At 54.4% G+C, this 14,750-nt stretch carries 8 protein-coding genes; 6 read left to right on the top strand and 2 right to left on the bottom strand.

All coding sequences use genetic code 11. The annotated features are described in order from the left end of the window. Nucleotides 1-15 precede the first annotated feature (15 nt). Entirely contained in the window at nt 16-1,461 is a 1,446-nt protein-coding gene (locus G583_RS16435; protein WP_022871184.1) for a phosphotransferase, read from the top strand. On the opposite strand, the gene G583_RS0110730 is transcribed toward G583_RS16435, so the two are convergent. Both G583_RS0110730 and G583_RS15650 read right to left on the bottom strand, forming a co-directional pair. Continuing rightward, entirely contained in the window at nt 1,458-4,928 is a 3,471-nt protein-coding gene (locus G583_RS0110730; RefSeq protein ID WP_022871183.1) for an ATP-dependent helicase, read from the bottom strand. The genes G583_RS16435 and G583_RS0110730 overlap by 4 nt on opposite strands. Further along, entirely contained in the window at nt 4,916-8,236 is a 3,321-nt protein-coding gene (locus tag G583_RS15650) for an ATP-dependent helicase (protein ID WP_169558788.1), read from the bottom strand. Before G583_RS15650 ends, G583_RS0110730 begins: the two co-directional genes overlap by 13 nt. Nucleotides 8,237-8,353: 117 nt before the next feature. On the opposite strand from G583_RS15650, the gene G583_RS0110720 reads away from it, so the two are divergent. From G583_RS0110720 to G583_RS0110700, 5 genes are all read left to right on the top strand, one after another. Beyond that, entirely contained in the window at nt 8,354-9,085 is a 732-nt protein-coding gene (locus G583_RS0110720) for a 3'-5' exonuclease (RefSeq protein ID WP_022871181.1), read from the top strand. 272 nt (nt 9,086-9,357) lie between these two features. After that, a complete protein-coding gene (locus tag G583_RS0110715; RefSeq protein ID WP_022871180.1) occupies nt 9,358-10,977 on the top strand; it encodes a peptide ABC transporter substrate-binding protein in 1,620 nt (539 codons plus the stop codon). 116 nt (nt 10,978-11,093) lie between these two features. Further along, a complete protein-coding gene (locus G583_RS0110710) occupies nt 11,094-12,020 on the top strand; it encodes an ABC transporter permease (RefSeq protein WP_022871179.1) in 927 nt (308 codons plus the stop codon). Then, entirely contained in the window at nt 12,013-12,984 is a 972-nt protein-coding gene (locus tag G583_RS0110705) for an ABC transporter permease (RefSeq protein ID WP_022871178.1), read from the top strand. The genes G583_RS0110710 and G583_RS0110705 overlap by 8 nt, the downstream gene beginning before the upstream one ends. A gap of 1 nt (nt 12,985) precedes the next feature. Then, nucleotides 12,986-14,662, top strand: coding sequence for a dipeptide ABC transporter ATP-binding protein (locus tag G583_RS0110700; RefSeq protein WP_029629495.1), 1,677 nt, complete (start codon nt 12,986-12,988; stop codon nt 14,660-14,662). The last annotated feature ends 88 nt before the right edge of the window (nt 14,663-14,750 follow it).

Raw genomic sequence — 14,750 nt, 5'->3', positions numbered from 1 at the left:
CGTATGGTAGATGTGATGAAACGAACCGCCATGGAACTTGCAGCACTGGCATCGGCCGCCATGCCCGGGCTGGATATTGTCCAAGCCTCCGCCTCACCAGATGACCCGCGAGCCTTTGACTCTGCCATCGTGACAGACACTGATAATAATCATTGGCGAGTTCGTTCCCCTCGAAACTCTCAGGCCGCATTCCGCCTGGAAACTGAAATTCAAGTACTCTCTGGTTTCACTCCAGCCATTCGCGCGCATTTGCCGTTCCGCGTACCGTCGGTCGCCGGTGCGGTCCAGATCGATTCACTGAGAACCTTCATTTACCACCAAATGCCCGGCCAGCCGGTGGAGTTGGACACCATCACGGGATCCGAAGCCCAAACTATCGATGACATTGGTCGTATTGTCGCGGCCATTCATAAGCTCCCCCGAGCCGTGGTCGAAACAGCCGATTTACCTTCGTACGGGGCCGAACAGCTCCGGTCTCGATTGCTGTCAGAGCTAGATCAAATCGCGCTGACGGGCAAGGTACCGTCAGTCCTGCTCCGCCGCTGGGAAAGTGCCTTCGAAGAACGCCGCATGTGGTCGTTCACCCCACGGGTTGTGCACGGCGATTTTGATGAATCATCTCTACTGATCGATCGCAACAGGGCAGTTGGCGTCACAGCCTGGACCGACCTGCATATTGGGGACCCAGCCCAAGACTTCACGTGGCTCGCCTCCACAGACTCCATCGAGTTCCGCGAAACACTGCTGTCCGCCTATCACCAACACATGGACTTACCTGCTGATCAACTCGATCTGCACATCATGCGCAGGGCAGCACTGGCTGCGGAGTTCTCGTTGGCGAAGTACCTGATGTCAGGAATCAACGCTTCCGATGACGAGGTCGTGTCTGAGGCTCAAGCCATGCTGGATGAATTAGTCGCCGATGTTGAAGCAACCGGGGGTCAAGATATTGGGCAAAAATTCTGGGAACCGGAACCAACCCCAGAACCTTCGGCACCGGTAACTGCCCCGACAACCACAGCTGAGCCAGAGTCTGCCATCGTCATGGACAACGAGGTACCGTCCACCGAGACTCAGGACGATGCTGAACCTGAGCAGGGCACTGAGCCTGAATCAGATGACACGCCAAACAATGCCGCCGGGGATGCAGAACCAGAACCAGAATCTCAACCTGTTCCAAAAGCCGCGCTCATCCACGATGAGTCCGACGAGCCCGAAACTAGCGAAGCACAGCTGCCCGAGGACTCCGCGTCGATTGACGACGCTGAGGAAGAACTCGACGAACTGCCAGAGCCACAGCGTCCCGAAGCTGAGGACGATGGCACGACGCTAGTTGTTCACTCATTATCGGATGAGGATGAAATCGTGCGTCACGTCGAGCCAGCCCAGCCCGCTGCACCCGACGTTGATACCCAACCCATCTCGTGGAAAACCGTCCAAGAGAATTCGAACGACCGCTAAACTTCGGTCATTGCCTTGACAAGAATCTCCTCGAGTTCTTTCGCCGTCGCGAAGTCATGGGGCGTTTTTTCTACTCCATGTGCCAAGTACACAAATTTGCCGGTGATGTTTTCCATAGGGATCCCGTGGAGTCGTGACCATGCCAACCGGTAGATCGCTAACTGCAGGCTACGTCGTGGCATTTCACTGTCTGCCGGAACTCGACCCGTCTTCCAATCAACTAACTCCCAGGTAGCGTCTGGATCGAATGCACGGTCCGGGTCTCCCCCACTTCTAAAGACAGCATCGATACGTCCACGAAGCGTCAGTCCCGAGACTGAGGTCTCGACTGCAGCTTCGATCATTGTGGGGACACGGTCGGCCCAGGATGTTTGCTCAAACTTTTCGCGTAACTCAGCAAGTCCGGTTGCCGCATCCCACTCCGCATCCACGAGTTCTTCGGTTTCTTCGATATCGAAGGATGGCGTTAACCCAGGCATGGACTGTGCATAGAAGAGTTCAATCCATTCGTGCATCAGCGTGCCTTCGCGTGCGGCCGCGGTAGGTCTCTGCGGCATCGGACGCCGAATCTGGCGTGCTACTGCGTCTGGATCGTGAGCAAGTTCCACAAAGCGGCTTGTTGAAATATGCTCAGGCATGTATACATCGTTGATCGTCGACATCTGTACACGATCTAATACCCAGTCGATACGTTGGGCCAGATCATCGTCGAGAGATGTCTTGGATATCTCGGCCTCACGTACCCGGGCAGCAGCCTGTTCCAAGACCTCGCGACGCGGGTGACTGCGCCGGACAAGTGTCGCCTCCTGGTCGGGTTCTGGAAGACGATCGTCATCACGGGCATCCACCCGGTACTGGTCAGGACCATCGAGGGGGTCATAGGGCCACTTCGCTACGACCGCACGAGAACGACGGGGATTCTCTTCAGGAAATTCAGTAGCCCAATAAACCTTTTGGTCGAGCCCACGTTCCTCTTGATATTCCAGCATTTCTTCCAGAAAAACTGACATTGGGGCAGGTTTCTTGTTGGTCCCTTGCCAGTGGGCGCCCGCAACCCACAACAGCTCTTTAGCCCGGGTAAATGCAACATATGCCAATCGACGGGCCTCGGAAAGCTCATGGATTTTCACTTGTTCTTTGAGCGTCAAAACTTCCCGTCCCTGCGTTTCAGCGAGCTTTTCTCCCATGGTTTCTGACCAACCATCAACGCCGGACAGGCCTGCCCACTCGCGGACATCGGATGCAGCGTACTGTTCCCATTTGGGAAGAGTCTCACGGTCACCGCGAAGTGACCATGGCAGATCCCCTCTAGCTTTGCTGGTCCATAAATCGTTTTGGGTTCCGGGAAAGATGCTTTGGTTCATGCCCGGTACGAAAACGGCATCCCATTCGAGGCCTTTGGAAGCATGCATGGTCATAATTTGGACAGCACCGGGTTTTGGCTGCTCCGGCGGCATATCTAAACCATTTTCTTCTTCCGCGGCAGTTTCAAGCCAGGTGAGAAACGTGACGAGATCGAGTGTGCGAGTATGATCGGCCGAGGCTTGGAAAGCTTCGGCAACCTGTAAGAATTCATTGAGATACCGTCGCGCCTCAATGGCATCGCTTCCAGGTCTGACAGCAACTTCGATTCCAAGGCCCGTAGTTTTTTCGATCTGACGAATCAGCGTTGGGATTGGCAGATGAATCTGCTCCATGAGAGTTTGCAACGACCTGCCAAAACGCTTCAAACGTTCGAATCCCCGGTCGCTAAACGTTTGCCCCTGCGAGCTAACCCAGTTGCTATCTGGCAGCCCAATGATGGCATTGACCATCGAAGGATGGTCAATATCCTCCTGGGGTGAGCTATCGGCATCGAGCGGGCTCGTACGCGCTTGTCTGTCTAGTCTTCTCGCAAATTGATTCAACACCCAGAGATCCTGTGGCCCGATACGCCAACGCGCATTGGACAGTACCCGTAGTAGTGACTCGGAGGACTGTGGATCCGCCAGAATTCTCAGGACCGATACAATTTCGATCACTTCTGGGATACCAAGCAGCCCTGCTAGACCAACGACTTCGTAGGAGATGCCGCGGGTTTCGAGTGCTTCAATAAGTGGCGAGAATTGCTTCTTGGTACGACACAAGATGGCTGCGGTGCGTTCACCTTCGCCAACACCCAGTGCTTTGACACGTTCTGCTAGCTGTTGTGCTTCGGCATCAGCCGATTCGAACCAATTGAGTTCAACATTACCTGCTTCAGCACCTTTCCTGGCGTGAAGTTGTGGAATGACTTGGCCGGCAGCAGCATTGTCACGCAGTGGTCGGGCCACATGATTCGCCATTTCCAAAATATCGCTGCTGTTACGCCAGGCAGTCGTCAATTCCAATTGCTCTGCGTCGAATTCATGCACGAATGAGAAGAGCTGCCCAGCAGATGCTCCACGGAAACCGTAAATCGACTGGTTGGGATCGCCCACAGCTGTCACAGAGTGCGGCTGTTGGGTTCCGTCACCCCTACCAAAGAGGTGAGAAAAGAGTTGAAGCTGGGCGTGCGAGGTGTCCTGGAATTCGTCAAGAAGCACGATCTTGTACTTCTCACGCTCGATAACCCGTACTTCGTCGAGCTTGGTGGCGATAATTGCCGCATAACGAACCAGGTCGCCGTAGTCCATGACATTATGCTCTTGCTTTTTCTCAAGATAAGCCGTGACCATATCGGCAATTTTTGTTCTCAGTTTTAGCATCGAGAATAGGGACTCAGTATTCTTCGTCATGGTTTTCGTCACCGGCAGGCCCTGACCAAATGTGAACATCTCAGCTAGTGCCGTTTGCACAGCAACAGGTTCGACAAGATGTTCGCAGCAATCGCCGGCAAGCTTTTTCACAGCCTGAATCGTCGACGACAACGGACGGTCCCTTACGTCATCAGCAATGATCCCCCGGAGGTCTTCAGATTCGACGTCATCGAGATCGATATCCGAATCATGTTCACGAACCACCTCCGTTATCAGCTGATAAGACTCCGCTTCCCCGATCAGTCGCGCATCTGGTTCCACTCCGATCCGCAAACCGTGGTCTGCCACAAGCGAGTTAGCATACGAGTGGTAGGTCGTCACGGTAGCCTGGCCAAGGTCTGCTGTGTCGAAGGCTAATTCGATGTCCTCGCGTTCGGCCAGTTGTTCGATGGCATTATTGACCCGGGACTCAAGCTCGCCCGCGGCCTTTCGGGTGAAGGTTACGCCAAGCACTTCTTCTGGCCGAACATAGCCGTTGGCAATCAGCCAAACGACTCGATCGGTCATCGTGTGTGTTTTACCAGAGCCTGCACCCGCAACAACCAACAGTGGGTCGGGACCCGACTCGATGATGGCGGTCTGTTCATCCGTTGGGTAGAGCCGTTTTTCTGGCGGAAGGTGGTCCTGCAGCAGATCTTGAAGTTCGTGAGCGCTATACCGTGGCGCGTTTCCCCATGTTAGACCAACCATTCGGTTACCTGTTGTCCTTCCTTGCACATCGGGCACAGTGTTTTCAGACTGCAGCTGTCCTCTTGGTGCACAGTATAAAAGTAGGGACCCTGCACCCACCGGGCTGCATCGGCGATATCTTGTTCTGCCCAAGTGGGACCTGTGTCCAGGGCTGCCTGGGGTTGAATTTGTACAGTGGTTGGCGTTTTGCCTAGCTGCACTAGTGCAGCACCGGCCGGTGCACTACGATCCACGAGGTGTCGTAGTGCACCCGCTTTGATCATGGCTTGATAGACGCCTAACTGCGGTAGTTGGGCCATTTCTGCCACAGTGACACTGCGTGAGCCAGTTTTGAGGTCTACAACGTAGGCACGGCCCTGTTGGTCAACTTCAACGCGGTCGATCACGCCGTTGAGTTGCACGTTGACACCGTCCAGTTCCATATCCACTTGCAGCTTTTCTTCGACTGCCAGGAGTGTGCGTGGACCAAATTCTTCTTTTGTGGCGCCTCGACCTGTGGAATAACCGTGCCGCATTTTATCGACGTACTGGTAGTAGTACTCCAATGCACGTTCTGCCTTGGCATAGAGCGCATCGTATTCCCATCCTGGTTCCAGTCCCGCTTCAGCTGCGAGTAAGGGGAACTTCGCTTTGAGTTCCGTATACATCTTGCCAACGTCCGCGTCAGGGTATTTCTCCGCGATCGCGTGAACAAACGTACCGGTAGCAGCTGCAGCCGACGAAGCCGAGGTGGAGACCTGATAAATGAACCATTGCAGTGGCGATTGGACCGCAGTTTCCACGGTAGATGGGGACAGTCGGATCCTATTTGGCGTCCCGGTTTCATCAACGCCATGAATCGGGTCGTCTGTTGAGAGCTGAGTCAGCCCCCACCAAGAGTCTGGATGTGCCAAAGTGACACCTCCATCGGCAAGGACTGCGAGCGCCTGGGCAGCTTGTGCCGCGTTGGCTTCCAGCCGATGAATTTCTGTCTCGTCAGTGGGGGTCGTCAGTTCTCGCTGGCTAGTTTCGAGAGTACGTCGCAGCTCGATGACCAGTCCATCGGTGGTCAGCGGAGTCGCGACCGTGGTGTAAGGGCGAACAGGGTGTTCGTCAGACGGCGTCCAGGGATCGAGTCGTTCGATAAACATGGAGGGCTGGTGGTCGGCATCGGCGACTGCGGTAGCGATCAGGGTATTCGACGCGCGTGAGATTGCCGCGGCAAATGTACGGAGTTCATCGTGGCGTACCTGGGCGATACGTTCGTTGATCGGTTGGTCTCCTGCGGTTCCGGTCATTTCTTCCACGAGCTGTTGGGTGTGGAGAAGTTGACCTCGAAGTCGCGTATTGGGCCAGATCCCTTCTTGGACACCAACAACAAACACGGTGTGCCACTGTTGTCCTGCAGCAGTCGTCGGGGTTAAAACGGAGACACCATTGTGTGTGGACCGCGATGACAGTGAGTCCATCGGTAAGTCTTGCTCTGCGAGGTATTCGGTAAAGCCAGCGGCGGTTTGACCCGGGAATTGCACAACATAACGCTCTGCGGCTTCGAACAGTGCCACTACAGAATCGAGGTCACGGTTGGCTCGGACAGCTAGATCTTTGTCGTCCCCCAGGGCTTGTTCTTCCCAGAGGGTACCGACTTCTTGTAATGCTGCTGCCCATCCAGCCCAAAGCACCATCTCCGCAGAGGCTTGCTCTTCGATAGTTGCCTGAACCATTGCCGCCAGCATGCGGCCGATACGTACTGCACCGCGAGCATATCGCGGCATGCTCCGTCCTGCGTCGAGCCCAAGGATAGTGTAGGCATCATCGGGGTTGGCGACTAAGGTATCGAGGAGTTCAGCGGAGTCTCGCGTCCCCTGTGTCTCACGTTCAACGGCCAGCAGTCGACGACGTAAGTTCCGAAGTTCAAGTGGTGTAGAGGTACCGTAGCGGCCGGTAATCAGCCAATGGAGATCTGTAGGTTCAATAGCGGTAGCTGAGACTGCTGTCTGGTGAGCAACGGCATCGGCAGCTGTGGTTAAAGCTAGGAGGGGTGCGGCTGCGGGCTGCTGATTTAGCATGACCTCAGAAATCGAACGTGATACCGGGATGGATTCTGATTCCAGCGCGGTCGCTACCTCCGCGACTTTGGAGGCTGTCCGTGATAGCACCGCCATATCTTCGAAGGCCACTCCGTGACGATGATGCAGCTCCAGTACTTGCTGCACAATGAATAAGTGTTCTTGCACCGGAGATGCTAGGCGGTGGACCGACAGCTTGCCCTCGTGGTCAGCAGGCCGCAGTGTGGTTCTGGCGTCGGGTAAACCGGCTACCGCTGGGATTCGTCCCACGGTGCGCTGGTAGGCAGTGTGCAATGGTGAAGACAGGCGGTACCCCGAGTCCAGTGTGGTAACCGTGGCATCGGCAGATAAGTTTTGGGGCCAGTCCACAAGGGCTTGCGGACGTGCACCACGGAATCCTTGTACCGTGGTGTCTGGATTCGCTGTCAGGACGATATCGCGCTCGGTACCGATCAGTTTTACAAGCCGATGTATGGCGGGGGTGGCGTCTTGGAAGTCATCCACCATGATGTGCTGGATCTGAGTGCTTTCAGCAGTTGCAAAGTCCGGATTAGCTTCCCAGAGATCCGCCGCAGAGGTTATGAGTCCCGAAGCGTCATATGCGGCATCCCCGGAGAGGTCCAAAACGTCGCGATAGTCTTGCAGGATGCGGGCGGCCACTCGCCATTCCGCACGCCCTTTCATACGACCTAGCTCTTCTAGTTGGCCGGGTTGGATCCCGTATTCGGCGCTACGGTCGATCAGTTCGCGTAGCTCGTGACGCAACCCACGCAGGCCAACGGCTTCTTTGAGGCTTTCTGGCCAGTCCAGTGCCAAGTCCGGGTCGGTCATGTAACCGTCGATCAGTTCAGCTATAACTCGGTCTTGTTCAGCGCCTGCCAGCAGTCTTGGTACAACCGTCTCGTTTTCGCGAATTCTAGTGATGAGGTCAAAAGCATAGGAAGCAAAAGACCGCACTGGCGTCTCAGCACGGGAATCAATACCTTCGTCGTTCAACCGTGCGGTGAGCTGGCTGCGCAACTGGGCGGCTCCAGTACGGGTGTTCGTTAACAGCAGCACCTGACTTGTAGGTACACCGGCTTTAATTTTTGCCACCGCATATTCAACCGCCGTCGTGGTTTTACCACTGCCCGGTCCGCCAAGCACCAAGATGGGCCCATGACCAGCAGGCTGCTCAACTACAGATTGCTGCTGACTATTAAGTACGGGTGGGGGGCGGAAGAGGTTCTTGGGCCGTAGCAATTGCGGAGTTGAAACCATGACCTCCATTGAACCACTTTTACCGCAGAACCGCGCAAAAATATCCACATCCTCAGACGGTGTCCACAGGCCGCTGAATCCTCGCCGCCCGGACCGATGACAAGGTATTTTGGAACCATGGTAAATCCCGACAACGTCTTAGTCATCCCCGGCCCGGGCGATCCGTGGCATACCGGTTCAATGGTGGGCTTCGATTTAGAAACCACCGGCCCCAATCCACACGAGGCCCGAATCGTCACTGCTTCGATCGTGCTGATGGACCCAGATGGCCAGATGCGGGCAAACACCGAGTGGTTGATCGATCCGGGCGTTGAAATACCGGCCGAGGCTGCCGCGGTTCACGGCGTGTCAACAGAACATGCTCAGGCCCACGGGATGGATGCCACCCAGGGGCTGACTGAAATCGTGGCCACCCTCCAGGACTTCATGCATCACCGGGTTCCTATTGTGGCCTATAACGGGGTCTATGATTTCACCGTACTGGCCAACGAACTAGCGCGTCGAGACATGGATGAATTCCCTGTGGCTGGCATTATCGACCCATTCGTCCTCGACAAATACGCCGATACCTATCGCAAAGGTAAGCGCACCTTGACGGCAGCGTGCGAGCACTACGAAATCGTATTGGAAAACGCACACACCTCACAGGCCGACTCCGTCGCTGCAGTGCAGGTATGTAAGGCCATCGCCACGAAGTTCCCGGACAAGTTCAACATGCCGTTGGAACAACTCTTCAATCAGCAGATTCGATGGAAGTCTGACCAGGCGGCAAGTTTCGAACAGTATTTACGACGCAAAAACCCAGACGCGACCGTGTCTCGAGATTGGCCCGTAGAAAAACTATCGTAACCTCCCGTCATTCGAAACTTCTCGTACAAGGCGCATGATTATGCCATTAACCGATACCTGTGGTAGCAAATACATGCTTCACGATTCGAATGCCGCTCATACTTTTCGCATAACAATCCCCAAAAATGGGTCACAAATTGTTCATTGTGTCGTAATCTATGAGATGCGGATCACGCGCTGGTGGGAGCCTACTGGCGATGTGCTTCACCTGTGTTCCACACAATCGGAACACGACCTCATTACTTGCATTACCCTTTGAACGGAGATCCCGTATGCAAACGAAGCGGACATTTAAATACGTTGCAGCACTATCTGTTGGAGCGCTAGCCCTAACAGCTTGTGGCGGCGGAGGCGACAACGGTGGCGACACCGCCGATGGCGAGATGATCATCAACGCCCACGGCATCGAACCACAGAACCCCCTGGTGCCGACCAATACCAACGAAGTCGGTGGTGGGCACATTGTTGACGCCATTTTCGCTGGGTTAGTCTCATACAACACCGACGGTTCAACTGAGATGGAAGTCGCCGAGTCCATTGAGTCGGAAGACAACGTCACCTGGACGGTCACGCTCAACGATGGTTGGACCTTCTCAGATGGCTCACCTGTTACAGCAAACTCATTCGTTGATGCTTGGAACTACGGTTCCGACCCGGATAACGCCCAGCTGTCGGCGTACTTCTTCAATGCCATTGAAGGTGCCAATGAAGAAGGCAACATCGAAGACGGATCTGACACATTATCTGGTCTAGAAGTCATCGACGATCTCACGTTCGAGGTAACTCTCAAAGAACCAGCGGCAGACTTCCCCGATCGTCTCGGCTACTCTGCCTACTTCCCACTGCCCGAAGTAGCATTTGAGGATATGGAAGCCTTCGGTGAACAGCCGGTTTCAAATGGCCCATACGTGTTGGACGAATGGAATCACGACGTCGATGCGAAACTGTCTGCTAACCCAGATTACGAAGGTAATCGCACGCCCGAAAATGATGGTCTGACGTTTACGTTCTATACTGACCCAGACGCGGGCTATACCGACGTGCAGTCAGGCGTGTTGGATGTCATGGACCAGGTGCCACCATCGGCCATCGAGACGTTCCAAGACGATGAGAACCTCGAAGCTTACACCGAGGACGGTTCAGTCAACGCTACAATCACCATCCCAAGCTCACTCGAACACTTCGGTGAGGATGAAGAAGGCCAACTCCGCCGCGCGGCTGTCTCAAAGGCCATCGACCGCGAAGCAATCACCTCAACTATTTTCGACGGTACCCGAACACCATCTACTGATTTCTCGTCACCGTTGATGCCAGATTATTCAGAAGATATCCCCGGTGCTGAAGTATTGGAGTTTGATGCTGAAGAAGCCCAAGACCTGTGGGCGCAAGCCGAAGAGATGGCACCGTTTGAAGGAAGCCTGCAGCTGTCGTACAACTCTGACGGTGCCGGAAACAAGGAATGGGTCGAGGCCGTCACCAACCAGATCCGCGAAAATCTCGAAATTGAGGTTGAACCAAATCCCTTTGCAACGTTCGCAGAATTCCGTGAGCTCATTACAAACCGGGAGATCGGCACGGCGTTCCGGACCGGTTGGCAGCCTGACTATCCATCCGTCTACAACTACATTGCCCCCGTATTTGGGACCGGGGCAGGCGCAAACGATGGCGACTACTCGAACGCAGACTTCGATGCAGCACTCGTCAGTGCAGCTAGCGCTGAGGACGAAGAATCAAGAACCGAGGCGCTAACCGAAGCCCAAGCCATCCTGATGGAAGATCTGCCGGCAATTCCGCTCTGGAACCAAGACGCCCTCGCCATTGCTGCCCAGGGTGTTGAAGGTGTGCAGCTCAACTGGCAAAACCAGCCCGAGTACCATCTGATCACCAAATAAATCCTGACGATTGACCAGGTTCTGTGGCCGCCGATTTCCTCGGCGGTCACAAGCCTGTTCAACCTTCTTACAGCTCGCGTCGCCCCAGGTGACAAGACCCACAATAGAGGTACAGCATGTGGCGTTATATCGTCCGCCGACTGCTCCAGACCATCCCGGTAATTTTGGGCGCAACACTACTCATTTACGCCCTCGTGTTTTTACAACCTGGTGACCCCATCGTCGCCCTATTCGGCGAAAAACCAGTTTCAGATGCAGTCCGAGCAGAACTTGAAGCACAATACAATTTAGATCAACCCTTTCTCATCCAATGGCTGCTCTTCCTCAAGGGCGCCCTTGTTGGCGACTTCGGTGTTTCCTATTCGGGACAGCCAGTTTCTGAACTCATTGGAAGAACACTGCCGGTCACCTTCCAGCTTGCCTTTATGGCCATGATTATCGAGGCCATTCTCGGTGTCATCGCGGGCTTCTACGCCGGTATGCGACGCGGTAAAATTTTCGATTCCACGATGCTCGTAGTTTCACTGACGGTTATCGCGATTCCGATTTTTGTGTTGGGTTTCGGACTCCAGCTCATCTTTGGTGTCCAACTCCAGTGGGTGCCACCAACCGTTGGCTCAGATACTTCCTTTACGAATTTGATTCTGCCCGCAGTTGTACTTGGCCTCGTGTCATTTGCATATGTCCTGCGGCTCACTCGCACTTCCGTTATTGAAAACCTCACTGCTGACCACGTGCGCACTGCACGTGCTCACGGCGTATCCGACAGCCTCGTTAATCGACGCCATGTCCTTCGCAACTCACTGATCCCGGTTGTAACCTTCTTAGGCGCAGACCTCGGCACACTTATGGCCGGTGCCGTGGTCACCGAGGGAATTTTCAATATCAATGGAATCGGCAACCTGGCGTATCAAGCTATTCTTCGTGGCGAAAACCCCACCGTCGTCTCTGTGGTCACCGTTATGGTGCTCATTTACGTGGTGGCCAGCCTCCTCGTTGATCTGCTCTACGCTGCTTTAGATCCTAGGATTCGATATGCATAACCACACACCACGTCAAGGACAAGAACGCTTCGTTGCACCCGCTGTCAGTTCCGAGCTCCCAGCACTTCATGTGGATACGTCTCATCCACCCGAAAGCCAGTGGAAACAGGCTTGGAAAGCGCTTCGACGGAATTGGCTATTCTGGTTTTCAGCCTCATTATTGGTGATCATATTATTTGTGGTCTTCTTCCCCAATGTGCTCACCTCGGTCGATCCTCGTAGCGCTGATTTGTCCCATAGTTTAGGCAAACCACAAGCTGGACACATCTTCGGTTTTGACCGCCAGGGCTACGATGTCTTTTCCCGTACGATTCACGGAGCACGGGCCTCTGTCATTATCGGGCTTCTCACGACAATAATCGTGACGATCATCGGTCTCTTTACCGGTGCCCTAGCGGGATTCTTCGGAGGCTGGCTCGATACGATCGTCTCACGTGGTGCAGATATCTTCTTTGCCATCCCTCTGCTGCTTGCCGCAATCGTTGGACTCTCAGCTCTGAATAACGTTTGGCCCGATCGGGGCTACTGGGGCGGCGTCTTCGCCGTCGTTATTGCATTAGCTGTCTTTGGGTGGCCACAGATAACTCGTATTGCACGCGGGGCCGTATTGGAAATTAAACATCTGGAGTTTGTAGATGCCGCCCGTTCTCTGGGCGCTTCGAAATGGCGTAATCTCTTCACACACATCATCCCCAATGCTCTGCCACCAGTCATTGTCACTGCTACCGTCTCGTTAGGGGTCTACATTGTGGCAGAAGCGACCCTGTCGTTCCTCGGAATAGGGCTGCCACCAAGCGTTGTTTCGTGGGGTAATGATATTGCCGCCGCGCAGCCACAAGTGCGTTCCGGCGATAACTTGCACGTGCTTTTCTTTCCAGCGGGTGCGCTAGCCATCACGGTTTTGAGCTTTATGCTGCTCGGTGACGCGGTACGAGATGCTCTGGATCCGAAAGCGAGAAAATAACATGGTAAATCAAACACCACTTTTGGAAATCGAGAACCTCCATATCAACTTCAGCGTGGATAAGCGCCAAGTTCATGCGGTTCAAGGGTTGAACCTGACCGTGTACGAAGGACAGACGGTAGCTATTGTCGGCGAGTCTGGGTCCGGTAAATCGACCACGGCGCACGCCATCATCGACCTGCTGCCAGGAACCGGCCACGTTGCCCAAGGTTCCATAAAGTACCAGGGCAAGGACCTTGTACAGCTGCAGCAGAAAAAACGTCGCAGCTATCGTGGTTCGCACATTGGCCTTGTGCCGCAGGACCCGCTATCAAACCTCAACCCGCTGTACAAAGTGGGAGCTCAGATTAAAGAGGTTCTAGAGGTCAATGACGTTGTTAAAGGTCGCGATGCCGATCAGCGCGTTATCGAACTATTGGAAGAGGCAGGATTACCCGATGCACAACGTCGTGCAAAGCAGTATCCACACGAGTTCTCAGGTGGGATGCGGCAGCGCGCTCTCATCGCGGCTGGACTTGCAGCTCGGCCACAATTGTTAATTGCCGATGAACCTACATCGGCGCTGGACGTGACGGTCCAAAAGCAAATCCTGGACCATCTCGATGTCCTCACTGATGAACTTGGAGTAGCAGTGTTGCTGATTACCCATGACCTCGGTTTGGCCGCTGAGCGTGCTGATCATTTGGTGGTCATGTACAAAGGTGAGGTTGTCGAGTCCGGCCCAGCACTGGAGATCCTGCAGGATCCGCAACATCAATACTCGAAACGGCTCATCAATGCTGCGCCATCTCTGCAATCGGAACGCCTTGCTTCGCGTGAGCGGATAGCAGCTCGAGAGTCCGCACAGGAGCACGTTAGCGAAGATGGTCAGTCCCTTACCGATGACATCATGCAAATCCAGAATTTGACGAAAGTGTTCAAGCTTCCCGGCAAAGGATTCACTAAAACTGACTTGGTCGCTGCGCAGAATGTGAACTTCGACCTGACACGCGGCACGACGACAGCACTAGTCGGTGAATCAGGGTCTGGAAAATCGACCGTGGCACGTATGGTGCTGGGATTAGACGCACCAACCGAAGGGCAGGTGTATTTCGAAGGCGTCGATATTTCGACTATTAAAGGGCATGGCCGGCAGATGAAATTCAGACGTCGAATTCAACCAGTGTTCCAGAACCCCTATGCCTCACTTGATCCAATGTTCTCGATCTTTGATGCGATCGAAGAGCCACTCGTAGTCCATAAGACTGGCTCTAGGTCGGAACGTGAGCAACGGGTCAGGCAATTGCTTGACCAAGTCTCGTTACCACACAGCGCCATGAATCGTTACCCGAACGAATTGTCCGGTGGTCAGCGACAGCGTGTAGCCATTGCTCGCGCTTTAGCGCTGAAACCAGATGTTTTGGTTCTTGACGAAGCAGTCTCAGCCCTCGATGTGCTCGTCCAGGCTCAGATTCTAGAGCTACTAAACGAACTGCAGGTTGAGCTAGGACTGTCTTATCTGTTCATTACCCACGATCTTGCTGTCGTTCGCCAGATTGCTGACAACGTGTTGGTCATGCGACACGGCAAAGTTGTAGAGCAGGCCTCAGCCGACAATATTTTTACTGCCCCGGCAGTTGAATATACCCAAGACTTGTTGGCTGCGATCCCGGGACGTGATATCCAGCTGGCTGGATAAGAGAAGACAACAAACCGGAACAGTGCTCATTGGACTGTCCCGGTTGTGTTTAAGCCACAAAGGCCTGGATACCGTCCCACGAACCAGA

The organism is Yaniella halotolerans DSM 15476 (assembly GCF_000420805.1).
Taxonomy (GTDB): Bacteria; Actinomycetota; Actinomycetes; order Actinomycetales; family Micrococcaceae; genus Yaniella; species Yaniella halotolerans.
Note: the sequence above shows the minus strand (reverse complement) of the source record. Positions and strands in the feature narration are given on the sequence as shown.

Coding starts and splice junctions, on each gene's coding strand:
- G583_RS16435 (WP_022871184.1), top strand. CDS start 16: ATGAAACGAACCGCCATGGAACTTGCAGCACTGGCATCGGCCGCCATG.
- G583_RS0110730 (WP_022871183.1), bottom strand. CDS start 4,928: ATGGTTGGTCTAACATGGGGAAACGCGCCACGGTATAGCGCTCACGAA.
- G583_RS15650 (WP_169558788.1), bottom strand. CDS start 8,236: ATGGTTTCAACTCCGCAATTGCTACGGCCCAAGAACCTCTTCCGCCCC.
- G583_RS0110720 (WP_022871181.1), top strand. CDS start 8,354: ATGGTAAATCCCGACAACGTCTTAGTCATCCCCGGCCCGGGCGATCCG.
- G583_RS0110715 (WP_022871180.1), top strand. CDS start 9,358: ATGCAAACGAAGCGGACATTTAAATACGTTGCAGCACTATCTGTTGGA.
- G583_RS0110710 (WP_022871179.1), top strand. CDS start 11,094: ATGTGGCGTTATATCGTCCGCCGACTGCTCCAGACCATCCCGGTAATT.
- G583_RS0110705 (WP_022871178.1), top strand. CDS start 12,013: ATGCATAACCACACACCACGTCAAGGACAAGAACGCTTCGTTGCACCC.
- G583_RS0110700 (WP_029629495.1), top strand. CDS start 12,986: ATGGTAAATCAAACACCACTTTTGGAAATCGAGAACCTCCATATCAAC.